Raw genomic sequence first — 20,048 nt, forward strand, 5'->3', positions numbered from 1 at the left:
TGAATGGACACTCAGGCGCAGACACGGATCGAAAGACGAGACCCGGCCACAGTTATGCGGCTGTCGCGCTTGGGGTCGTTGCATCAATGTCGCCTGAGTTTCATGCGACAGTTGACCCGTCGTATGGCGCGGGAACACTGGTCGTTCACACGCCCTGTCTTCGACATTGACGCCAATGGCGTTGGTCGGGCGGTCTACACCGCTCAGGGGCCGGATCGGGCGTATTCACTTGTGGCCTTTGCTCATGACTTGCCGCCGGAACAACGGTCGGATCGGGTGATTGCCGAAGCATGGGATGCCACCTTTGCTTTGTTCGACGGCATCCCGACCGAGGCTGACATTGACCGCCTTTCCCGAAACGTACCCCTGCAAGAGGCCGGACGGGTGAGCGAGAGTGAGCTGTCCTTGTCTCGCGCCAACCGCTCGGTTCGCCTTTGGGACCATGTCGTAAAGTCCCTGGCCGCAGGGCAGCAGCCGGATGTGGAGCAGATCTATCAGGTCGGATACCTGATGCGGACAACCGCTGTGTATGGCTCGGGCAAATTTGGTGCGGCGGATCGGGAAAAAGTTGCGGACCGGTCCGAGACGCAGGCCCCGTTTCAGGTCGAGATGCTATCGGTCTTCCTGACCCGGACGTTTGTGCGGGATCTGGTGCAGCATATGGCGAATATCAAAGGTGGCGATCAGGCCGCGACTTTGGACCCAGAGATTGCCCGCTGGCTGGGGATTGGCAATTCGACCGGGCTTGGCATGGCACCGTTTATCGTCAACCACCCTGTTCTGTTCAACAATTGGATCATGGTACGGGAAGAGGCCATAGCGCGGGTTCGGTCTGTGGACGTGGCCAGCGAGGCCGAGATCGCGCGGTTCCGCGATGTTTTCGAACGCAGCCGACTTTCGGTTTCGTGGTGGCGGTCTGAACATCCGATACAGGTCAAAAAGCTCGAGGCATTGAAGGCTGATCTGCTGTTGATCTCCGAATATCTGCGCCACGATGATTTGACCGCAGACCGACCGTGGGATCGATTGGTGACCTGGTCCGAAACCGCGCTGAGCGAAGAAGGTCAGGAGCTTTTGACGTCTTTGATCCTTGAGCCATATGGCGATTTGGTAGACGGGCTTACCTCCTGCATGTCAGACAGCCGCACGCAGGCGTTTGTGATCGATGGAAGGATGCCGATCGGGACAGTCCGCGACCTGATCCGGGAAACATATGCTTGGGCTCTGGATCTGGATTGGGAAGCCCGCGAGAACTGCGCCCGGGCCTGGTATGTTTCAGAAGAAAAGCTGGAACCCCGCATGGGCGAACGGTTTGACGAGCCGATCGCAGACTACGAGCAACCTCTTGCCCCGGCGCGGGATGCAGCGGCAGCCCATACCGCGCTGATTGGGTGGGACGACACCAAACCTGTTGCCGAATTCCTGCTGCGCCACCCTGAACACCGACACACGATCCGACGCGTTCAAATGACCCCATCGGCGCCTTACGGTGAAATCCGAGACAACACGATTGGGTCAAAGGTTCTGCCCATCGACATGTTGCGGGCAAAGCTTTCATTCTTTGGGGCAACCCATTTTGACCCCCGTTCGGATCGATGGGTGCGAATCTGCATGTATTCCGGTGCGCCGTACCCGGAAGAGCTGACTTCTGAAAACGCGGATCTTTGGGTCTACCCGCAGGAACCAACATGAATTTTTCTCTCAACGAGATGGAAGCAACCGCAAAACGGGCCACCCGTGGCGCGGGCTATTCCTGGGGCCAGGCCGAGGAGGCGTCGAAGGCGGCCCGCTGGCTGTGTGCGCAGGGGCTGGACGGGGCAGGGGCTTTGGCCCGGCTGTTGGAGCAAGGGATGGCCTCAGACCTGGCAGCGCATCGTCCTGAGCAGATTGATCGCCACTGGCAAGGTGAAGGTGCGTTGTGCCCACTATCTGTAGGGCCTTTGTTGTCTGATGCCGCCCACCTGCTGAAGACAGGTCCAATCGAAATGCGGAATGTCGCAGCGCCCGTTCTGATGCTGCCATTTGCTTGCCACGCTGCGCGCACTTTGAATGAGGCGCTGACGATTGAGATCGACGCTGTTCAGAGTGTTGTGGGCGAGGATTGGCTCATGGCCCCGGACAGTTTGCCAAAAACGGCACACACGGCCGTGGTTTTCCGAGGCGGTGCACCGACCGCAACACGTGAACAAGAGACGCGCGCCTATCCTGACCCACAGGATTGGGACGTTCTGAACCGTTTTGCCCACCGCACCTATGCCCCCGCAACCGAAGAATCCCGCCTGCTGGGTGCAGGGTCCGGGCTTTCCGACAATGATTGAAGAGATGCCAAAGTGACCGATACACAAACCCTGACCCTTGCCGAGATCGAAGACCTGTCCTTCCGTGCGCTTGTCACGGCTGGGACATCCGACGAAAACGCCCGCCCGCTGGCGCAGGCCACAGCGGCAACAGAAGCCGATGGCGTTGCAAGTCACGGCCTGGCCTATATACCGATCTATTGCGAGCATGTGCAGTGCGGCAAGGTCGATGGTAAGGCGGTTCCTGTTCTGTCACGCCCCAAACCTGGCGTGGTGGCCGTTGATGCCGCAACCGGCTTTGCGCATTCGGCCATCGACATTGGGTTTGAAGCCCTGATCCCGGCGGCCCGAGAACAGGGTGTTGCAGTGCTGGCCATCAAAAACAGCTACAACTGTGGTGTTTTGGGCTATCACACTTATCGACTGGCTCAGGCCGGGCTGGTGGGGCTGGGGTTCACCAATGCCCCCGCTTCGATTGCGCCTTCCGGTGGGTCGAAGCCCGTGGTTGGCACCAATCCGTTTTCCATCGCGGCACCCGGTCCGGATGGCGAACCCGCTCTGCTGATCGACCAGAGCGCCAGCACCATCGCCAAAAGCGAGGTCATGAAACATGCGCGCGAAGGCAGGCCAATCCCGGTGGGATGGGCCTTGGACGCAGACGGCAATCCAACGACCGATCCTGACGTCGGATTGAAGGGATCCATGGCGCCGTCGGGTGGATACAAGGGTGTTGGTGTGGCTCTGATGGTAGAGCTTATGGCGGCGGCCCTGACAGGTGCCACTTTGGGCATCAACGCATCACCGTTTTCAGGAACGGTGGGCGGCCCCCCGAAGACGGGTCAGTTCTTCATTGCGATTGATCCCAGCGCGACGGCGTCGGGTGGGTTTGAGACTGGGGTTGCCGAATTGGTTGGCGCGATCCGTGCTCAAGAGGCTGCGCACTTGCCCGGTGACGGTCGCAATGCGAAGCGCCAGATCGCTCGTAAATCGGGTGTCGCGGTCAGCAAAGCCACGCTCGACAAGATATCAAAATTTCTGTGATGTGCGGTCGAGCGGTCCTTGGGGCGCGGCTTTCTTAAATCGAGTGCTTCGCGTTTCAACTGCGTTTGATATAGCGCTGCAAATACCACGATCTTTAAGTTGGGCCCAAAATTTCACTAACCCTACCGCAGGTCCCTAATGGGAAAATGTTGCCGTATCGCCTTGTCTATGTCTTTGGGGATATGCGTAGGGCTTGGGTTGGCAAGCAGTTCTTGCGTGCGCAGTCGGGCACGTTCCAGGACATCTTTATCAGGTGCCTCAGACCACTCCTGCGGCGTTCTGCGGTCCGCCATCGCCGGGTAGAAATAGTCGCTTTCCATTCGGTTTATGGTTTGCGCGTGACCCAAAAAGTGCCCAGGTCCTCCGACGCAAACATCGCGGATAGTTTCAAGTGACAACGTGTCTTCCGATACCTCGAACCCACGGGTCGCGCGCATCACCGAACCAATCAGGTCATTGTCCAACACGAAACTTTCTAGCGATGCGCCAAGTAGCGAACCATACATTCCTGCCGCTTCGTAGACCAGATTTGCACCAGCAAGTGAGGCCAGAAGCTCGGTGTATCCCTTTTCGTACCCAGCTTGAAAATCGGGCAGTTTGCTGTCGGTCATGCCGGCGCTGACAGCGCATGGGATATCATAGTGGCGCGCCATTTGTGCGCAGGCGGCCATCAGCAAACCTTGTTCGGCGGACCCTCCGGACATGGCCCCGGTCCGCAGATCACTGACAAATGGAAGCGCTCCGAACGTGGCCGGGTGACCGGGGTTCAGCAGGTTGACATAGACAATCCCGGCCAGGACCTCGGCGGTTTGTTGCGCCACGGCCCCGGCCAATGGCGCTGGGCTGGTCGCTCCAGCCTGACCGGCCGAGACAAGCTTGAGCGGAATACCGTGCCGTGCCGCACATTCGATCACACCAAGTGCTTCTTCGGCGAATGTCAGCGGTGGGACGATAAAGCAAGTCGACACGCAAACCGGCGGTCGCGCCCGCAAGGCATCGGGCCCGCCCATGATCATGGCAAGCATTCGGACAGCTTCTTCCATGACGTCTGGCGATCCAAAAGACGTTCCTGTGGGTTTGCTTGTTCCTTTTAAGCAGGCGTAAAGCGTATTGAGGTCCATTTCACGCGGGTCTGTAATATCACGCGCGACAACAGTGCGTTGGAACATATGGATGTTTGGCAGTTGTTCGGCCAAGCGCGCCATGTCGTACAGGTCGCGAAGCGTTGTGTCGCGTATTTCGCCTGTTTGACTGTCGATGATGTGGACGGCAGCACCCGATGTGCCGAAATGCGTGCGCGACGATGAGGGGTCGATGTCATTTGCGGGATCCAGGCCGCAGAGTTTGAAGCCGCGGCCTGCGATCTGAAGGGTCTTTCGCACCATTGTCTCGGGAAACAACAAACGCCCGTCATCCGTCAGGGACCCACCGGCTGAACATAGTGTTGCGATGCATCGCGGCGTCGCACCTTTCACGCCAATTTCCTCGAGAATACGCATGGCCGTGTGATCGACCATTTCAATCTCGGCCTGGGTGAGGGGCGCATATTGACCGCCCTCAATTCCGGGCCAGATCGCGCGTGTCGGCCCAGACCCGGCCCCATCGTTTCTCTCTTGGTGTCGCGCCGCACGGCCACCTGATCGTCTACGCTGGTTCATTTGAATATCCCTTGAATAACGCGGCACTGTCCTGTGCATCAGGCCATGCAAGAAGGTCGTCGAATACGCGTTCCGGCTGTCCTGTGAGCGTGGTGAATTTTGCGGCCAGTTGCGCGTGGGTCATCGGGTTCTGGGATGCGCCGAGCGGGAAAGCGCAGGCTTCGGAAACCAAGCTTCCGTCATTAAATTCAATGCGCAGCAGATCGGGCTGATCGGGGTCATAATTCAAGCTCGGGTTTCGTGCGGGTTCGGCTATCACGCGCGTCAATTGGATCAATCTTGAAACCGCAGGTGTTTTCCAGAACGCGTCTTCGCTGTCTGATAGCGTAAGATTGCCCGAGGCCAGAATTTGACCAACGCAGGCTGGGATTGAAAACAAGGCTTCCGCGCGCGACGAGGGGTGATTGAACGGCAAAATCTCGGCGTGGAAATCGGGCAAGCGGGTATCAATCGCAGTAATGTCCCCAAGCCTTTCGTTAGCCATGGGGCGCAGGTTTGCCGCAGCGGTCATCAGCCGATGTGTATACCCGCAAGAGGGCCAGGGTTTAAGGACCAGGCCATATTCACCCAAAGCCCAAGGCGAACCTAACTTAGCCATCGCGGTGCTTAATGCAGATGGATCGTAGTTTCCTTGCAGCCCGGCGAAGCCTCGCGCGTGATCCAGAACGTGCGGTTGACCCGTGACGCCTTGTGCTGCCAACACGGCTGCTTCCAGACCATTCCGTGCAGCCCATCCGGCTTGCAACGGTTTTGCGTTTGACCCGAATTGCAGCGTGTAGCCCGACGCGTTCGAAGTCGCCAACGAAAGGGCGTGCGCAGCCTGATCTGCCGGTAAGGCCAACAGGCGCGACACCGCTCCAGCAACGCCGATCGTGCCCAATGTAGCCGTGGAATGGAACCCGCGCGCATAGTGATCCAAGGTCACGGCTTCACCAAGGCGCATGATGATTTCGGTGCCGACTGCATAAGCCGCCAACAGCTCTGCCCCGGTGGTGCGGCGTGACGTGCTGGCGGCGAGAAGGGCGGGCAGCAACACCACGGTAGGATGCGTGTTCCCCGGCTCTTCCCAATCATCCAGATCCCAGGCATGGCCTGCGATTGCATTGACTTGGGCCGCAAAGAGTGCGCTCAGGGTCTGGTCCGTGCCAAACAGCGGGCAGGGGCCTGCGCCAAACCTGGCCAGGGCCCGGGTTGCGCGCATGGCGACTTTACTGGTCGATCCGGCAAGGATGCATCCAAAGCAGTCGGCGATTGCCGGGGCAATCACGTCGCGCAGATCAGGCGGGGGAGCTACCTGGACCGCGAACTGCGCCAGCCTGGAAATTGCAGTCATGAGGTCGTACCCAGAGTTGCCTGCAACCTGTCATTTTCCTCTTTCCAGCCCCCTGTGCTGACAACGGATCCAAAACTTCGGTCTGTGCAAGTATTGCGTCGTTCGGTTCGCCAGGCTGTTCTGCCGTCAAGCAACAGCTTTTGCTCGGCGACTTCAGCATCTACCATGTGCCGCACCCCGGAGGTCAGGATTTCCGGGCCAATGCCGTCTCCACCAAGCGCCAGAATACGTTTCTGCAAGACCTGTTCCCCTCGCGTTGTTCCCAGCATCATTTCGCGGTTGAAAATTTGAGGAAAGACGGAAACGATGAATGGAATACATTCACCTGAGGAATGATTGTGACGCGGCCGATCCCTCTTCACCAGATCAATGCATTTGATGCATCAGCGCGACATCTAAGTTTTTCGAGGGCCGCACAGGAGCTGAACGTGCAGCAGCCAGCGATCAGCCGACAGATTGCCGCCCTTGAAGCAGAACTGGGTACGCAGCTATTTCTTCGAAGTAAGCCGAAACTGACTTTAACCGAAGACGGATCCCTTCTGGCCAAAGCCGTAGGGGCAGGATTCGAAGCAATCCGAGACGGGTTTGAAGCGTTACAGAGCCGTCACGCGGTTGACACCTTGAAGGTCAGTGCAAGTATCGGTTTTACCAGTCACTATCTGCTGCCGAGGTTGGCCGAGTTTCAGGCCACCTTTCCGGATGTCAAACTTCAGGTCGTGACGCGAGATCAGAACAACGATTTCGATCCAAACGCCTGCGATGTTGTTATTCTGTTCGGAGAAGGGGGGCTGGCGCAAACCGTCAGCGGTTTGATTTTCAAGGAAAGCATGATCGCCGTGTGCCACCCTGATCTGTTGGACAACCGCGCGCCTTTCGATTTGCAATCGCTTTCCGAACAGAAATTGCTGCACCTCAACAGCGCGGATCATCGCGGTGACTGGAATCGTTTCTTTGCCGGAACTGGCCGCGTTATTTCGCAACCGCCACCTCATGACACGTATGTCAGTTACATGGTTTACCTGCGCGCGGTTTTGAACGGGCTCGGCGTTGGAATAGGCTGGTATCCCTTGATGCGTGAATACCTTACAAATGGATCGCTGGTCCGCGCCTGCGATCACGAGCGCGAGACGTCACGAGGGTATTTTTGTTCAGTTACGCAGTCGGGCTCCGGCAAGACCGGGGCCGCGCAGTTTTTGGACTGGATTGTGCATTCGGATCGCAACACGCGCTGACTTTTGCGCGGCTTTTGTTGCTGCAAAGGCCAACAGCGATTGATGGCGCGCCTTTTTTGAACGAGGTGTAGACGTGGTTGTTTGAGCGCCCGGGGCAACACTGTCACCCAACTGAAATACTCGCAATATGCGTTACCCCGGGCTGCAAGCAGCCCGACCTTGGCCGGGCTGAAACGACAGGTTCAGAGGCACTCGGCCAGGGCCTTTGCAAGACTACGAATGACGTTTGGATAAAGATCGACACCCGGTTCCAGATTGGATCCCAGCGGATCAATCACGCTGGTTTTTGCCTCGACGCCACCCATGACGCTTTCAACGATGCCCGGGTCGAACTGAGGTTCTGCTAAGACGCAGTCAATACCTTCGTCGCGGATACGTCCTTGAACTTCCGCAATGCGCGCTGGGCTGGGATCGGACGCATCGCTGAGTGAGATTGCGCCAGAGGCGGGGAAGTCAAAGGCGTCCTCAAAATACTGGTAGGCATCGTGGAACACGATGAAGCTGCCGCCCCGTACAGGGTCCAGCGTTTCGGCCACTTCAGCAGACAGCGCAGCCATTTCCTCGCGCGCAGCTGCGGCGTTGGCAAAATAGGTACCAGCATTTTCAGGGTCCGCCGCAGACAGCTGCGCCGCGATCACATTCAGCCAGGTTTCTGCGTTTGCCGGTGAAAGCCAGGCATGGGGGTCATGGTCGCCATGGGCATGCCCTTCGTGGCCATGGTCGTCGTGATCATCATGGCCATCCTTGGCGTGATCGTCGTGGCCATGGTCGTCGTGATCGTGATCATCACCGTGGTCGTGATCGTCGTGATCCTTGTCTTCTGCGTGATCGCCGTGGTCATGTTCGTCTTCGTCGCCGTGATCATGCGCTTCGAACAGAGCGTTTTCGCGGAAATCCAGAAGAACAGTGCCATCGGCCTCCAGCATGGATGTGACGGTTGCGCCGTCAGCCAGCGTATCGATCGCATTCTCCATCCATGGCGTCAGATCTTCACCCATCCAGAACACCAGGTCGGCCTCTTGCAGCGCAGCGGCTTCAGACGGGCGAAGGTTGTATTCATGCGGCGATGCGCCCGGCGCAACGATCAGGTCCGGGGTTCCGACGCCGTCCATAACGCGGGCGACCAGCGAATGGACCGGTGCAATATCAACCGCAACATTTGGCGCGTCCGCAAGGGCCGTTCCACCCATCAATGCAGCCGTGATCGACAATGGAAGAAGCTTTCTGGACATCAGACCCTCTGTGTGATTTTATAACGTTGCGAGTGGCAATACATGATATGAAATAACATGACAAGTGATGCACGCCCTGTGCCGGCCGAAGATACGGCTCCGGTGGGGTTTCAGGAACATGACCATCAGACATGCGTCGAGACGGCTTTGGCCTCGGCTGAAGCCCGGTGTGCCGATGAAGGGCTGCGCCTGACGCCAGTGCGCCGCAAGGTTCTTGAAATGCTGCTGCAAGAGCATCGCGCGATTGGCGCTTACGCAATTCTGGACCGGCTTCGCGCCGAGGGTTTTGGCTCACAACCCCCTGTTGCCTATCGCGCGTTGGATTTTCTCGTGCAAAACGGATTTGTCCACAAGATTGAGCGGTTGAATGCGTTTGTGGCGTGCTCACATCCGGGGCAGTCGCATTCTCCGGCGTTCATGATCTGTAGAAAATGTGATGCCGTGGCCGAAGCGCAATCGGCCCCCGCCAAAGGTGTTCTGGGCGCCGCCGCACGCGCCGCGGGTTTCGAGATTGAGCGTACGGTTGTGGAAGCCGAGGGTCTCTGCCCCGACTGCACCGAAAAGGCGTAAAGATGGCCTTGATTACCGTTGAAAACCTCAGCGTGCGCTATGGGGCGCATACCGTGCTGAGCCACGTTGATATGGCCGTCGAACCGGGTGAGATCGTCACCATCGTCGGTCCCAACGGATCGGGAAAGACCAGCCTTCTGCGGGCCATTATCGGAGCAACCCGGCCATTCGCGGGACAAGTGTCCCTGAAGCCAGGCCTGAAGATCGGGTATGTACCTCAGAAACTGCATGTCGACCCGACTTTACCCATTTCCGTCGAACGGTTCATGCGCCTGACTGACCATGTGTCGCGCAAGCAGTGTGTTGCAGCGCTGGAAACTGCGGGTGTGCCGGACTTGTTGCACCGCCAGATGTCGCAGTTGTCCGGTGGACAGTTCCAAAGGGTGCTGCTGGCGCGAGCGTTGATCAACCGGCCTGACGTTTTGTTGCTGGATGAGGCAACCCAAGGGCTGGATCAACGCGGGTCGGCCAGTTTCTATCAACAGATTGAGGCGGTGCGCCGTGAAACCGGATGTGCCATCCTGATGATCAGCCACGAATTGCACGTGGTCATGAGCGCCTCGGACAGGGTGATTTGTCTGAATGGGCATGTCTGTTGCGAAGGCTCTCCGGCGGTTGTGGCGTCGGCACCGGAATACCGGGCGTTGTTTGGCACAGGCACCGGTGGGGCGCTGGCGCTGTATCGCCATGAGCATGACCACCACCACGACCATGATCATGACCACCCACCCAAGGAAGCGGCGGAATAATGCTTGATGATTTTATGACACGCGCGACGCTTGCCGGTGTCGGCGTGGCCTTTGCGGCAGCCCCCCTGGGGTGTTTCGTCGTGTGGCGGCGCATGGCGTATTTCGGGGATGCGACGGCACATGCCGCGATTCTGGGCGTGGCGTTGTCGCTGACCTTTCAGATGTCGATCTTCACCGGCGCACTGGCTGTTGCGCTGATCATGGCGCTGACCGTGACCCTGTTGGCCGGTCGTGGTTATGCGATGGATACCCTGTTGGGCGTTCTGGCGCATTCTGCCCTGGCGTTTGGATTGGTGGCTGTGTCGTTCCTGTCCGGCGTGCGCATTGATTTGATGGCCTATCTGTTCGGCGATATTCTGGCAGTATCGCGCTCGGACCTCATCGTGATCTGGGGCGGTGCGGCGCTGGTTGTCGCGCTGATCACGTGGCGTTGGTCGCAGCTGTTGACAGCAACGCTGAACGAAGAACTGGCCTATGCCAGCGGCTTTGACCCCAAGCGAGAGCAGTTGATCCTGACCTTGTCCTTGGCCGTCACCGTGGCGGTGGCGATCAAAGTTGTGGGCGTGTTGCTGATTGCGGCCATGCTGATCATTCCGGCCGCAGCGGCCCGCAACTTGGCGCGTTCACCCGAGTCCATGGCCCTGATTGCCGCCGGGATTGGCGCATTTTCAGCCGTTGCGGGGCTAAGGGCGGCATATGTATTAGACACCCCCGCCGGGCCATCGATTGTCTGTGTGGCGGCAGTTCTGTTTGCCTGCCTCAGTATCCTTGGTTGGAAATCCCAAGGCAGGGCATAAAGACGCGCGGTCTTAGGCGTTTGCGAACATGTCCCTGTACTGATCGCGCAAGATGTTTTTCTGAACTTTGCCCATGGTGTTCCGGGGCAACTCATCCATCACGATCAATTTGCGCGGATGTTTGAACCGCGCAAGGCTTTCGCACACTGAAGCTTGTATCTGGTCCAGATCAGGGCTCGTGCCGGGCTCGGCCACGATCACACCCAGGACGGTTTCGCCAAAGTCTGGGTGCGGCACACCGATCACTGCGCTCTCCAGAACGCCGGGCTGGTCATCCAGAACCAGTTCGATTTCTTTGGGGTAGATGTTGTACCCACCCGAGATGATCAGGTCCTTGTTGCGCCCGACGATATGAACATACCCATCCTCATCGATGCGCCCCAGATCACCGGTGATGAAGAACCCATCCGCGCGCAGTTCCGCAGCGGTCTTCTCGGGCATCTGCCAATAGCCTTTGAAGACATTGGGGCCGCGCACCTCTAGGACACCGATTTCTCCTTGCGGGAGGGTGTTGCCGTCAGCGTCGCAAACCTTCAGCTCGACATCGGGCAACGGGAAGCCGACTGTCCCGGCGCGGCGTTCTCCGTCATAGGGGTTCGAGGTGTTCATATTTGTTTCGGTCATGCCGTAGCGTTCCAGGATACGGTGGCCGGTGCGTTCTTCGAACTGCACATGGGTGTCTGCCAGCAAAGGGGCCGAGCCGGACACGAACAACCGCATATGGGCCGACAGGTCCTTGGTGAAACGCGTGTCGCCCAGCAGGCGGGTGTAGAAGGTTGGAACGCCCATCATGGAAGTGGCGCGCGGCATCCAGTCGATGATCTGGTCCAGATCGAATTTGGGCAGCCAGATCATGCTGCCGCCTACCGCCAACATCACGTTAGTCGCCACAAACAGCCCATGGGTGTGAAAGATCGGCAAGGCGTGCAGCAACACATCATCTGAGGTGAAGCGCCATTCCTCGACCAATGTCTGCGCATTGGACAACAAGTTGTTCTGCGATAGCATCGCACCCTTCGACCGTCCCGTGGTTCCGGATGTGTAGAGGAACGCGGCCAAGTCCTCTCCGTCGCGGTCAACAGTCTGGAAATGCACGGGCATATCTTTTGCGTGATCCATCAAAGAGCCCGAGCCATCGGCGTTCAAGGTTTCAACCTGTGCGTCAAGCCGGGCTGCTACGGGTCTTAGCTTTTCGAGAGCGGAGTGATCACAAACGACAAGAGACGCGCCGCTGTTCTCGATGAAATACGTGAGCTCATCGACGGTATAGGCGGTGTTGAGCGGCAGGAACACAAGGCCAGCCTGTGCACAGGCGGCAAAAAGTGCCAACGCCTCGGGCGACTTTTCAATCTGCGCGGCCACGCGATCTCCGGGTTTCAGACCCAGCTTTGTCGATACATGCGCGATCTGAGCCGCGGTGTTCAAAAACGCCTGATAACTGAGCGTTTCACCATCAGGCAAATACAAAAAAGTTGTGTCTTTTCCTGCGTGAACGCCGAACAAACCATCATAGAGTGGGTTGGCCATCAGAGGTACCTTTCTTGCATGCCGCATAGCGTGTCAGATGCAATGCGGAATAGCTTAAGAACCACGGCTTGTCATCATCACTCAATGCGGCCAAAGAACAGGGTAAAGCGAGGCAATAAGCAGCGCAGCCATCGTCCAGTTGAAGGCCACCAGCCTGCGCGGATTTGTCAGCACGCGTGCCATCTGCTGCCCAAGGACCGTCCAAGTGCTGACCGAGGGTAGATTGACCGCCCCAAAAACAAGGGCCACCAGCAGGATCGCGTGCAGCGTCTGATTGGGGGCATAGGCCGTCGTTGCTGTCAGGGCCATGGCCCACGCTTTCGGATTCACCCATTGAAAGGCGGCTGCTTGCAGGAATGTCATGGGGATGCCCGTCGCCTCGGACCCTTGGGCCGGTGCGGCATGTGCAATTTTCCACGCCAGATACAGCAGATAAACGACGGAAACGATTTTCAATGCGGTGTGGCTGATCGGGTACCTGTCGAACACCTGCACCAACCCTGCGCCCACCAGCAGCACCATGACCGTGAACCCCAGGCCAATGCCCAGCATATGCGGGATCGAGCGTCGAAAGCCGAAATTCGCGCCCGACGCCATCAGCATCAGGTTATTTGGCCCCGGCGTGATCGAGGTCACGAAGGCAAAGACAATCAGGGCCATCAGAATGTCATACGTCATGGCGCGCAGTGTTGCCCGGGCCTGAAAAAATGAAATTGCTTTTTCGTGCGTCTTTTCGATAAGTTCGCAATTTATGATGAAGAATGATCAGATAAACCACCAGATATTGCGCGAATTAACACGTGATGGGCGGATCAGTAACCTGGAATTGGCTGAACGGGTCGGTCTGTCGCCCTCGGCCAGTCTGCGTCGCGTGCAAGAACTTGAAAAGGCGGGGGTTATCACCGGATATCGCGCCGTTCTGGACCCAGCTGCCATGGGCGTAGGCTTTGTTGCCTATATCGGTGTTGGCTTGGGTGAGCATACAAAAGCCGCGCAGGAGGGGTTTGAACGCGCCCTGCAACAAGCCCCCGAGGTGGTCGAATGCCACAACATCACGGGCACTATCGAATACCTGCTTCGGGTGGAATGCGCGGACCTGCCGTCCTACAAGACTTTTCATACCGATGTGTTGGGAACTCTGCCCCATGTTACGTCGATCACATCTTATGTGGTTATGGGATCGCCTAAGGACTTGCGCGCGTAACGTCTGAAATTGTGAAGCTTCACTCTCTTGCAGGGTAAAAATTCACGGCCTAGTGTCACTGTAATGACGTTGCCAGGGGATAAGCCTAACCAAAACGGCACGCAAACAGGGAGATAACGATGAAACTTGTTCAAACATTGGCAGCCGCAATTGCCGTGTCGGTGGTTGCCGGGGCTGCTTGGTCTGCACCGCTGAAACTGCAACCCGCCAGTCCGCAACCCAGCCCGAAGGCAGGGTTGAACGTAAAGTACTTTGGTACAGGCAACCAACACAAGAAGATCCGAGATCTGAGTCAGGCGAAAAGCCTATTGTCTAAAGCGAAGCCCGGACAACCGCTGCGGGGGTTGGATTACAGGGATACAAGCAAGGGCGAAGACGTTATGACGTTCGACCAGGCTTACAATGTTGCCGCCGAAGTGACGGGCTATATGCGGTTCAACTCGCCGGGAGTTTACGAGTTGGAAACGTGGTCCAATGACGGGATCGAGGCTTGGGTAGGAGGCCAACAGATTGGCCGTGTATCCGGCATTCAAGGCTGCGAAGCCAATCAGCGTACCGAGGTGGAAGTGCCCAAGGCGGGTTGGTATCCGTTGAAGATCGTTTACTTCCAGAAGCTGGGAACCTCTTGCCTGATGATGAAGTCAGGAAAGAAGGGTGAACGCTTTACGTGGACACCCAATGAAGTATTCGGTCGTTGAAAAAAAAGGCGCTCGATTGAGCGCCCTTTTTTGACTTAGCTGCCTGCCGCAATCAGTTCGGCCTGTGCCACAATGACTTCGGCCTGCTTGATTGAGGCGATGTCGACCAAACGCCCCTTATAGACGGTGGCGCCTTCGCCATTTGCCTTGGCCTGTTCCATGGCCGCAAGAATTTCGCGCGCCTCGGACACGGCTTCATCCGATGGGGTAAAGACCTGATTGGCCAGTGCAATCTGCTTGGGATGGATCGCCCATTTGCCGACCATGCCCAAGGTTGCTGAACGTTTGGCCTGCGCGATATAGCCTTCGTCGTCGCTGAAATCACCGAACGGCCCATCCACAGGCAACACACCGTGGGTGCGGCAGGCGGCAACGATGGCGGCTTGTGCCCAGTGCCACGGGTCAGACCAGTGTTTTTCACCATCGCGCAGCATATAGTAGTTTTCCTGCGTGCCGCCGATGCCGGTGGTCTGCATTCCCATCGAGGCGGCGAAATCTGCTGCCCCAAGGCTCATGGCCTGCAGGCGGGGGGATGAGGCTGCGATTTCTTCAACATGCGCGATGCCTGCAGAAGATTCGATGATGACCTCGAAGCTGATCGGTTTTGTGCGGCCCTTGGCGCGTTCGATGGCCGTGACCAGAGCATCGACTGCGTATACGTCTGCTGCACAGCCGACCTTGGGGATCATGATCTGGTCCAGACGGTCGCCTGCCTGCTCAAGAACGTCAACAACATCGCGATACCAATAGGGCGTGTCCAACCCGTTGATCCGGACGGACATATATTTTTTGCCCCAATCAACGGTATTCAGCGCTTCAATGACATTGGCGCGCGCAACATCTTTGTCCGAAGGTGCAACCGAATCCTCGAGGTCAAGATTGATCACATCTGCTGCGGAAGCGGCCATTTTAGGGAACAGCTTGGTGTTCGACCCGGGGCCAAAAAGCTGACAACGGTTGGGGCGCGCCGGTGCGGCAGGTTGGATGCGAAAGCTCATCTGGACCTCGTGTGAGTAATGAAATTGCGATTTTCCTGCTCAATGAGGTATTAAATTGCGCAAGGCGGCGCAAGAGCGATTGTGCATCTGCGGCAATGCGGTTGCAGAATGCATCAATGAAGCAAATGGAAAAAGGTGATTAAAGTTTAGTCACTTTGGAAACTTCGAAGATTTTTGCGCCGATTAAGAGCCCAGCGCAAGAAAATCGCGCACTAGCCGTTGAAAGCGGATAAAAACGCGAAACGCTCGTTTTACCGCTTCTCTAGCTTAGGCCGGAATCAAAGGAGTGACCGCAATGATCGAGACACCGTACCTGCTGTTTTTGGGCGATGCGCCCGACCAATTGGCGGCCAAAGTGGCTGTGGGCATCAAAGATTGGCGCCCCGAAAACGCCGTCGGCCAATACCGCATGGAGGGGTGCAAGGCTGACCTGGGTCTGACGGATATGACCCTGACCGAGGCAAAAGAGGCCGGTGCCAAGACACTGGTTATCGGCGTGGCCAATCGTGGCGGTGTCATCAGCCAGGATTGGAAAAAGGTTCTGGTCATGGCGCTGGAGGAAGGATTCGACCTGGCCTCGGGCCTGCACAACCTTCTGCGCGACGAACCCGATCTGGTGGCCGTCGCCGAAGCAACCGGTCAAAAGCTGCACGACGTGCGTGTGCCTGAGGTGGATTACCCGATTGCCAACGGAATCAAGCGCAAAGGCAAGCGCTGCCTGGCTGTTGGCACCGATTGTTCGGTCGGCAAGATGTACACTGCGATGGCGATGGATGCCGAAATGCGCAAGCGTGGTATGAAGTCGACCTTTCGGGCGACCGGCCAGACCGGCATCCTGATCACTGGCGATGGCGTTCCGCTTGACGCGGTGATTGCGGACTTCATGGCGGGTTCAATCGAATGGCTGACGCCCGACAATGATGAGGACCACTGGGACCTGATCGAAGGGCAGGGTTCGCTGTTTCACGTGTCGTATTCCGGCGTGACGATGGCACTGATCCATGGTGGTCAGCCGGACGCCCTGATCCTGAGCCACGAACCGACCCGCGAACACATGCGCGGTCTGCCGACCTATCAGCAACCATCTCTGGAAACCCTGCGCGACACCGCGCTGGCGCTGGCCAAAGTGGCAAACCCGGATTGTCAGGTTGTTGGTGTTTCGGTGAACACGCAGCATATGTCAGAAGAGGATGCGACGGCTTATCTGGCCAAGATCGAAGCCGATATGGGCCTGCCTGCAACCGACCCGTTCCGCTTTGGATCCGGCAAGCTGGTGGACGCGCTGGCTGCGATATGATCTGAGGCACGTGCCGGTGGCGGGTTCTTCCGCCTCCGGCGGGAGTATTTGGAAAAAGATGAAGGAGCGGTTGCGTGCAGGTAGAGGTCTCTCGCGATGTGTTTCGGCTGGCGCAGGTTTTTACCATCTCGCGCGGGTCGCGAACCGAAGCAAAAGTGCTGACGGTTCGGGTCTCGGACGGGACGCATCAGGGCTGGGGCGAATGCGTTCCTTATGCGCGCTATGACGAAACGCTCGAGTCGGTTGAGGCTGAGATTGCCGGTCTGCCTATGGACTTCACGCGGCAGTCGCTGATGGATCTGCTGCCTGCGGGGGCTGCCCGGAACGCTGTGGATTGCGCGTTGTGGGATCTGGAATGCAAACGCGCTGGCAAACGTGCTTGGGATCTGGCTGGCCTGCCGGTGCCCGGCCCCGAGATCACCGCCTACACATTGTCGCTGGACACGCCTGAAGCGATGCAGGCACAGGCCGCCGAGAACGCGCATCGCCCGCTGCTGAAGATTAAACTGGGCACACCTGACGACATGCCCCGGCTTGAGGCCGTGCGTGCCGGTGCGCCTGAATCCAAGATTATCGTGGATGCGAACGAAGGTTGGTCGGCTGATGTTTACGCCGACCTCGCCCCGCATCTGGTGCGGTTGGGTGTGGCGCTGGTTGAACAGCCCCTGCCAGCCGGAGACGACGATGCGCTGATTGGTATGGACCGTCCTGTGCCGGTTTGTGCGGACGAATCCTGCCATGACCGCACCAGCCTGCCCAAGCTGAGGGGCAAATATGATGTCATCAACATCAAGCTCGACAAAACGGGCGGTCTGACCGAGGCATTGGAGCTGCGCAAGGCCGCAATCTCCGAAGGCTATGACATCATGGTGGGTTGCATGGTCGGCAGCTCACTTGCCATGGCCCCTGCGACATTGCTGGCGCAGGGTGCGATGGTGACAGACCTTGACGGGCCGCTTCTGTTGGCCGAAGACCGCGACACCCCGCTGATTTTTGACGACGCCGGAGTGCACCCGCCGGTGTCCGCGCTCTGGGGCTGAGGAGACAAACATGACCCGAACCGTTTACGTAAATGGCGAATACCTGCCCGAGACCGAAGCCAAGGTGTCGATCTTTGACCGTGGCTTTCTGTTTGCAGACGCGGTTTACGAAGTCACCAGCGTTTTGGATGGCAAGCTGATCGATTTCGAAGGCCACGCGGTTCGCCTGAAGCGCTCGCTTGACGAGTTGCAGATGGCCGAGCCTTGCACCAAGGATGAATTGCTTGAGATACACCGCAAGCTGGTTGAGCTGAATGACATCGAAGAAGGTCTGATTTACCTTCAGGTTTCGCGCGGAAGCGATGGCGACCGGGATTTTGTATTCCCTCCCGAAGACACCAAACCAACGCTTGTTCTATTCACGCAGAACAAACCGGGCCTGGCTGACAGCGCTGCGTCTCGTAAAGGTGCGAAGGTCATCTCGATCGATGATATTCGCTGGGGCCGCCGCGACATCAAAACCGTGCAGTTGCTTTACCCTTCCATGGGCAAGATGATGGCCAAAGCTGCTGGGTGTGACGATGCCTGGATGGTCGAAGAAGGGTATGTGACTGAAGGCACCAGCAACAACGCCTATTTCGTCAAAAACGGCAAGATTGTCACACGCCCTCTGTCCAACGACATTTTGCATGGGATCACGCGCAAGGCCGTGTTGCGCATGGCCGCCGAGGCGCAGATGGAAATCGAAGAACGCCTGTTCACAATTGATGAGGCCAAAGAGGCGGATGAAGCCTTCACTACCTCGGCCAGCGCTTTTGTCATGCCGGTGATCGAGATCGACGGGGTTGTGCTGGGCGACGGTACGCCGGGGCCAATCGCCAAACGCCTTCGTGAAATCTATCTGGACGAAAGCCGCAAGGCAGCGATCTGAAGAAAAGGCCCGCCGATTTGGCGGGCTTTTTATTTGGGCTCAGCCCTTTTTCGTTACATTTTCTTCGAAAGCGACTTTGAAAGCCGCCTGTTTTTCGGGGCTCGCATCGGTTTGATAGTTGGCTTTCCATTCATCCATGGTCATGCCGTAGAAAAGCTCGCGGGCTTCGTCCTTGCCCATCTCGATGCCTTTGTCGTTGGCAGCTTCCTGATACCAGCGCGACAGGCAGTTGCGACAGAAACCGGCCAGATTCATCATGTCGATGTTCTGAACGTCGGTTCGGTCTTCCATCAGGTGCTTTTGCAGCCGACGGAACGCCGCGGCCTGAAGTTCGATTTCGGTTTGCTTGTCCATAAGGCTGCTCCGGGTGGCATTGTGTTCTGTGCTTGACCTAACAACCCGGAAGCCTCGTTACAATAAGTGGGCTGGCCCGCCTACATCAGTTTCAATGCCAGCCAGGGCACAATGCAAAAGGCCAGAGTCAGGATTTTATAATTGGCAAGATACCTGAAATACGCACGTTTCACGTCAGGCTGCTCCATTTGGAACAGCTTGCCATGAATGCCCGCAATCCAATCCTGCAGCACCAGGACCATGACAGTGGTGAACAGAAGAACCGCGATATTGAGGGAGGCCATCCAGCCGAAAAACGTTGTCAGAAACTCATGTGTCACGACGATCCCCTTTCCTTCATTATATGGGGATCAGAGGAAACGCTCACAACGGCACGAGGCGGGGAAAGCCGGTTTAAAGCTTGAGAAGCTTAAAGGTCGCTTGCTTCCAGTGCATCCTGCAAGATCACGGCCAATCGCTCAGCCCATTCTCTTTGACCCTGATGGTCGCCGATCAGGTCGTTGCGCAGCTCGATTAAAGCATTGGGTCGGCCAAACGCCGAACAGTGCTTGTCAATCGCATCTCCGGGCAGCACGCCGGTATAGGGTTCATTGACGCCAACGCACAGGTCATCTTCAGCTTGAAGCCGCTCGATCAGTGGGCGCGAGAACCGTTCATCCGGCGTGTGCAATACACCGATGTGCCAGGGGCGTGGCTCGCGCCCGCGCAGTTGGCGGGTGAAGGAGTGCATCGAGACAATCACCGCGTGGGGCAGGGCGGCCAACTGCGCCAGCGCATCGTGATAAGGGCGATAGCACATGTTCAGGCGTCGTTCGCGCTCGGCGGCGTCTGCGTGGCGATTGCCGGGGATGATCGAACCGTCATAGAGCTTCATCAACAGGGTCGGGTCGTCCTCGCCACGGTTTGGATCGATCACGAGGCGCGAGAAATTGGCGGCAATCACCGGCGCGTCCAAAATCTCACCCAGATGTTTGGAGACTTCGTATGCCCCGACATCATAGGCTATGTGACGTTCCATATCTTCACGCGGCAAACCAAGATCGCCTCCGTTCACTTCTGGTGGGACGGTATTGGTCGCGTGGTCACATGTGATCAGCCAGCGGGACGGTCGATCCGCGCCATGGACGAAAAATGGGGTGTATGTCATGAG

The 20,048-nt window shown here is 57.7% G+C and carries 22 protein-coding genes; 12 read left to right on the forward strand and 10 right to left on the reverse strand.

The genetic code is table 11. The annotated features are described in order from the left end of the window. The first annotated feature begins 3 nt into the window (after nucleotides 1-3). From AC2FNU_RS06050 to AC2FNU_RS06060, 3 genes are read left to right on the forward strand one after another with little or no spacing between them, the layout of a single operon-like run. Nucleotides 4-1,692: a hypothetical protein gene (locus AC2FNU_RS06050; RefSeq protein ID WP_496786054.1), complete on the forward strand. Its 1,689-nt coding sequence runs from the start codon at nucleotides 4-6 to the stop codon at nucleotides 1,690-1,692. After that, entirely contained in the window at nucleotides 1,689-2,318 is a 630-nt protein-coding gene (locus AC2FNU_RS06055; RefSeq protein ID WP_496786058.1) for a DUF3726 domain-containing protein, read from the forward strand. Before AC2FNU_RS06050 ends, AC2FNU_RS06055 begins: the two co-directional genes overlap by 4 nt. A gap of 12 nt (nucleotides 2,319-2,330) precedes the next feature. Continuing rightward, a complete protein-coding gene (locus AC2FNU_RS06060; RefSeq protein ID WP_496786061.1) occupies nucleotides 2,331-3,338 on the forward strand; it encodes an Ldh family oxidoreductase in 1,008 nt (335 codons plus the stop codon). A gap of 122 nt (nucleotides 3,339-3,460) precedes the next feature. On the opposite strand, the gene AC2FNU_RS06065 is transcribed toward AC2FNU_RS06060, so the two are convergent. The 3 genes from AC2FNU_RS06065 to AC2FNU_RS06075 are packed head-to-tail and all read right to left on the reverse strand — an operon-like array spanning nucleotide 3,461 to nucleotide 6,598. Continuing rightward, the gene (locus tag AC2FNU_RS06065; RefSeq protein WP_496786063.1) at nucleotides 3,461-4,996 is read right to left on the reverse strand and encodes a trimethylamine methyltransferase family protein; all 1,536 of its coding nucleotides are present in this window, start codon (nucleotides 4,994-4,996) and stop codon (nucleotides 3,461-3,463) included. Further along, nucleotides 4,983-6,329 carry an MmgE/PrpD family protein gene (locus AC2FNU_RS06070; RefSeq protein WP_496786065.1) on the reverse strand — a complete coding sequence of 449 codons (1,347 nt, stop codon included), beginning with the start codon at nucleotides 6,327-6,329 and terminating at the stop codon, nucleotides 4,983-4,985. The genes AC2FNU_RS06065 and AC2FNU_RS06070 overlap by 14 nt, the downstream gene beginning before the upstream one ends. Beyond that, nucleotides 6,326-6,598, reverse strand: a complete 273-nt coding sequence (locus AC2FNU_RS06075) for a hypothetical protein (protein WP_496786067.1) — start codon at nucleotides 6,596-6,598, stop codon at nucleotides 6,326-6,328. The genes AC2FNU_RS06070 and AC2FNU_RS06075 overlap by 4 nt, the downstream gene beginning before the upstream one ends. A 63-nt stretch (nucleotides 6,599-6,661) precedes the next feature. Here AC2FNU_RS06075 and AC2FNU_RS06080 point away from each other — a divergent pair, with 63 nt between their 5' ends. Beyond that, complete coding sequence (locus AC2FNU_RS06080) at nucleotides 6,662-7,561, forward strand: LysR substrate-binding domain-containing protein (RefSeq protein WP_496786069.1); 900 nt, start codon at nucleotides 6,662-6,664, stop codon at nucleotides 7,559-7,561. 182 nt (nucleotides 7,562-7,743) lie between these two features. Here the strand turns inward: AC2FNU_RS06080 and AC2FNU_RS06085 are convergent, their stop codons facing one another. After that, complete coding sequence (locus AC2FNU_RS06085; RefSeq protein ID WP_496786071.1) at nucleotides 7,744-8,793, reverse strand: zinc ABC transporter substrate-binding protein; 1,050 nt, start codon at nucleotides 8,791-8,793, stop codon at nucleotides 7,744-7,746. Between the two features lie 57 nt (nucleotides 8,794-8,850). Here AC2FNU_RS06085 and AC2FNU_RS06090 point away from each other — a divergent pair, with 57 nt between their 5' ends. From AC2FNU_RS06090 to AC2FNU_RS06100, 3 genes are read left to right on the forward strand one after another with little or no spacing between them, the layout of a single operon-like run. Beyond that, nucleotides 8,851-9,363: a transcriptional repressor gene (locus tag AC2FNU_RS06090; protein ID WP_496786073.1), complete on the forward strand. Its 513-nt coding sequence runs from the start codon at nucleotides 8,851-8,853 to the stop codon at nucleotides 9,361-9,363. 2 nt (nucleotides 9,364-9,365) lie between these two features. After that, a complete protein-coding gene (locus tag AC2FNU_RS06095; RefSeq protein ID WP_496786075.1) occupies nucleotides 9,366-10,112 on the forward strand; it encodes a metal ABC transporter ATP-binding protein in 747 nt (248 codons plus the stop codon). Continuing rightward, nucleotides 10,112-10,909, forward strand: coding sequence for an iron chelate uptake ABC transporter family permease subunit (locus tag AC2FNU_RS06100; protein ID WP_496786079.1), 798 nt, complete (start codon nucleotides 10,112-10,114; stop codon nucleotides 10,907-10,909). The genes AC2FNU_RS06095 and AC2FNU_RS06100 overlap by 1 nt, the downstream gene beginning before the upstream one ends. Nucleotides 10,910-10,921: 12 nt before the next feature. Here AC2FNU_RS06100 and AC2FNU_RS06105 read toward each other — a convergent pair whose 3' ends face one another. Both AC2FNU_RS06105 and AC2FNU_RS06110 read right to left on the reverse strand, forming a co-directional pair. Then, nucleotides 10,922-12,436: a malonate--CoA ligase gene (locus tag AC2FNU_RS06105; RefSeq protein ID WP_496786083.1), complete on the reverse strand. Its 1,515-nt coding sequence runs from the start codon at nucleotides 12,434-12,436 to the stop codon at nucleotides 10,922-10,924. Between the two features lie 81 nt (nucleotides 12,437-12,517). Beyond that, complete coding sequence (locus AC2FNU_RS06110; protein WP_496786085.1) at nucleotides 12,518-13,114, reverse strand: LysE family translocator; 597 nt, start codon at nucleotides 13,112-13,114, stop codon at nucleotides 12,518-12,520. A 73-nt stretch (nucleotides 13,115-13,187) separates the two neighbouring features. Here AC2FNU_RS06110 and AC2FNU_RS06115 point away from each other — a divergent pair, with 73 nt between their 5' ends. Beyond that, nucleotides 13,188-13,640, forward strand: coding sequence for an Lrp/AsnC family transcriptional regulator (locus tag AC2FNU_RS06115; RefSeq protein WP_496786087.1), 453 nt, complete (start codon nucleotides 13,188-13,190; stop codon nucleotides 13,638-13,640). A gap of 119 nt (nucleotides 13,641-13,759) precedes the next feature. Further along, nucleotides 13,760-14,338 (forward strand): PA14 domain-containing protein, encoded by a 579-nt coding sequence (locus AC2FNU_RS06120; RefSeq protein ID WP_171188809.1) that lies wholly within the window; start codon nucleotides 13,760-13,762, stop codon nucleotides 14,336-14,338. A 35-nt stretch (nucleotides 14,339-14,373) separates the two neighbouring features. Here the strand turns inward: AC2FNU_RS06120 and AC2FNU_RS06125 are convergent, their stop codons facing one another. Continuing rightward, nucleotides 14,374-15,336: an L-malyl-CoA/beta-methylmalyl-CoA lyase gene (locus AC2FNU_RS06125; protein ID WP_496786089.1), complete on the reverse strand. Its 963-nt coding sequence runs from the start codon at nucleotides 15,334-15,336 to the stop codon at nucleotides 14,374-14,376. A gap of 295 nt (nucleotides 15,337-15,631) precedes the next feature. Between AC2FNU_RS06125 and dgcN the strand changes: the two genes are divergently transcribed. From dgcN to AC2FNU_RS06140, 3 genes are all read left to right on the forward strand, one after another. Beyond that, nucleotides 15,632-16,633: an N-acetyltransferase DgcN gene (gene dgcN, locus AC2FNU_RS06130; protein WP_496786091.1), complete on the forward strand. Its 1,002-nt coding sequence runs from the start codon at nucleotides 15,632-15,634 to the stop codon at nucleotides 16,631-16,633. A 74-nt stretch (nucleotides 16,634-16,707) separates the two neighbouring features. Then, nucleotides 16,708-17,673, forward strand: a complete 966-nt coding sequence (gene dgcA / locus AC2FNU_RS06135) for an N-acetyl-D-Glu racemase DgcA (protein WP_496786094.1) — start codon at nucleotides 16,708-16,710, stop codon at nucleotides 17,671-17,673. Between the two features lie 10 nt (nucleotides 17,674-17,683). Beyond that, complete coding sequence (locus AC2FNU_RS06140; RefSeq protein ID WP_496786096.1) at nucleotides 17,684-18,544, forward strand: D-amino-acid transaminase; 861 nt, start codon at nucleotides 17,684-17,686, stop codon at nucleotides 18,542-18,544. 39 nt (nucleotides 18,545-18,583) lie between these two features. Here the strand turns inward: AC2FNU_RS06140 and AC2FNU_RS06145 are convergent, their stop codons facing one another. The 3 genes from AC2FNU_RS06145 to AC2FNU_RS06155 form a co-directional block, all read right to left on the reverse strand. Beyond that, the gene (locus AC2FNU_RS06145; RefSeq protein WP_496786098.1) at nucleotides 18,584-18,898 is read right to left on the reverse strand and encodes a DUF1244 domain-containing protein; all 315 of its coding nucleotides are present in this window, start codon (nucleotides 18,896-18,898) and stop codon (nucleotides 18,584-18,586) included. Nucleotides 18,899-18,978: 80 nt separating this feature from the next. Further along, a complete protein-coding gene (locus AC2FNU_RS06150) occupies nucleotides 18,979-19,218 on the reverse strand; it encodes a DUF6868 family protein (RefSeq protein WP_496786100.1) in 240 nt (79 codons plus the stop codon). Between the two features lie 89 nt (nucleotides 19,219-19,307). Beyond that, nucleotides 19,308-20,045 (reverse strand): N-formylglutamate amidohydrolase, encoded by a 738-nt coding sequence (locus AC2FNU_RS06155; RefSeq protein ID WP_496786102.1) that lies wholly within the window; start codon nucleotides 20,043-20,045, stop codon nucleotides 19,308-19,310. Nucleotides 20,046-20,048 lie beyond the last annotated feature (3 nt).

This window comes from Ruegeria sp. BHSB064, from assembly GCF_059613205.1.

Bases quoted from the DNA above. Each gene is read 5' to 3' on its own strand.
- dgcN (WP_496786091.1), top strand. From the start codon at position 15,632: ATGATCGAGACACCGTACCTGCTGTTTTTGGGCGATGCGCCCGACCAA.
- AC2FNU_RS06145 (WP_496786098.1), bottom strand. From the start codon at position 18,898: ATGGACAAGCAAACCGAAATCGAACTTCAGGCCGCGGCGTTCCGTCGG.
- AC2FNU_RS06050 (WP_496786054.1), top strand. From the start codon at position 4: ATGGACACTCAGGCGCAGACACGGATCGAAAGACGAGACCCGGCCACA.
- AC2FNU_RS06140 (WP_496786096.1), top strand. From the start codon at position 17,684: ATGACCCGAACCGTTTACGTAAATGGCGAATACCTGCCCGAGACCGAA.
- AC2FNU_RS06085 (WP_496786071.1), bottom strand. From the start codon at position 8,793: ATGTCCAGAAAGCTTCTTCCATTGTCGATCACGGCTGCATTGATGGGT.
- AC2FNU_RS06095 (WP_496786075.1), top strand. From the start codon at position 9,366: ATGGCCTTGATTACCGTTGAAAACCTCAGCGTGCGCTATGGGGCGCAT.
- AC2FNU_RS06105 (WP_496786083.1), bottom strand. From the start codon at position 12,436: ATGGCCAACCCACTCTATGATGGTTTGTTCGGCGTTCACGCAGGAAAA.
- AC2FNU_RS06070 (WP_496786065.1), bottom strand. From the start codon at position 6,329: ATGACTGCAATTTCCAGGCTGGCGCAGTTCGCGGTCCAGGTAGCTCCC.
- AC2FNU_RS06075 (WP_496786067.1), bottom strand. From the start codon at position 6,598: ATGCTGGGAACAACGCGAGGGGAACAGGTCTTGCAGAAACGTATTCTG.
- AC2FNU_RS06100 (WP_496786079.1), top strand. From the start codon at position 10,112: ATGCTTGATGATTTTATGACACGCGCGACGCTTGCCGGTGTCGGCGTG.
- AC2FNU_RS06125 (WP_496786089.1), bottom strand. From the start codon at position 15,336: ATGAGCTTTCGCATCCAACCTGCCGCACCGGCGCGCCCCAACCGTTGT.
- AC2FNU_RS06110 (WP_496786085.1), bottom strand. From the start codon at position 13,114: ATGACGTATGACATTCTGATGGCCCTGATTGTCTTTGCCTTCGTGACC.
- AC2FNU_RS06080 (WP_496786069.1), top strand. From the start codon at position 6,662: ATGATTGTGACGCGGCCGATCCCTCTTCACCAGATCAATGCATTTGAT.
- AC2FNU_RS06065 (WP_496786063.1), bottom strand. From the start codon at position 4,996: ATGAACCAGCGTAGACGATCAGGTGGCCGTGCGGCGCGACACCAAGAG.
- AC2FNU_RS06115 (WP_496786087.1), top strand. From the start codon at position 13,188: ATGATGAAGAATGATCAGATAAACCACCAGATATTGCGCGAATTAACA.
- AC2FNU_RS06090 (WP_496786073.1), top strand. From the start codon at position 8,851: ATGACAAGTGATGCACGCCCTGTGCCGGCCGAAGATACGGCTCCGGTG.
- AC2FNU_RS06155 (WP_496786102.1), bottom strand. From the start codon at position 20,045: ATGACATACACCCCATTTTTCGTCCATGGCGCGGATCGACCGTCCCGC.
- AC2FNU_RS06055 (WP_496786058.1), top strand. From the start codon at position 1,689: ATGAATTTTTCTCTCAACGAGATGGAAGCAACCGCAAAACGGGCCACC.
- AC2FNU_RS06120 (WP_171188809.1), top strand. From the start codon at position 13,760: ATGAAACTTGTTCAAACATTGGCAGCCGCAATTGCCGTGTCGGTGGTT.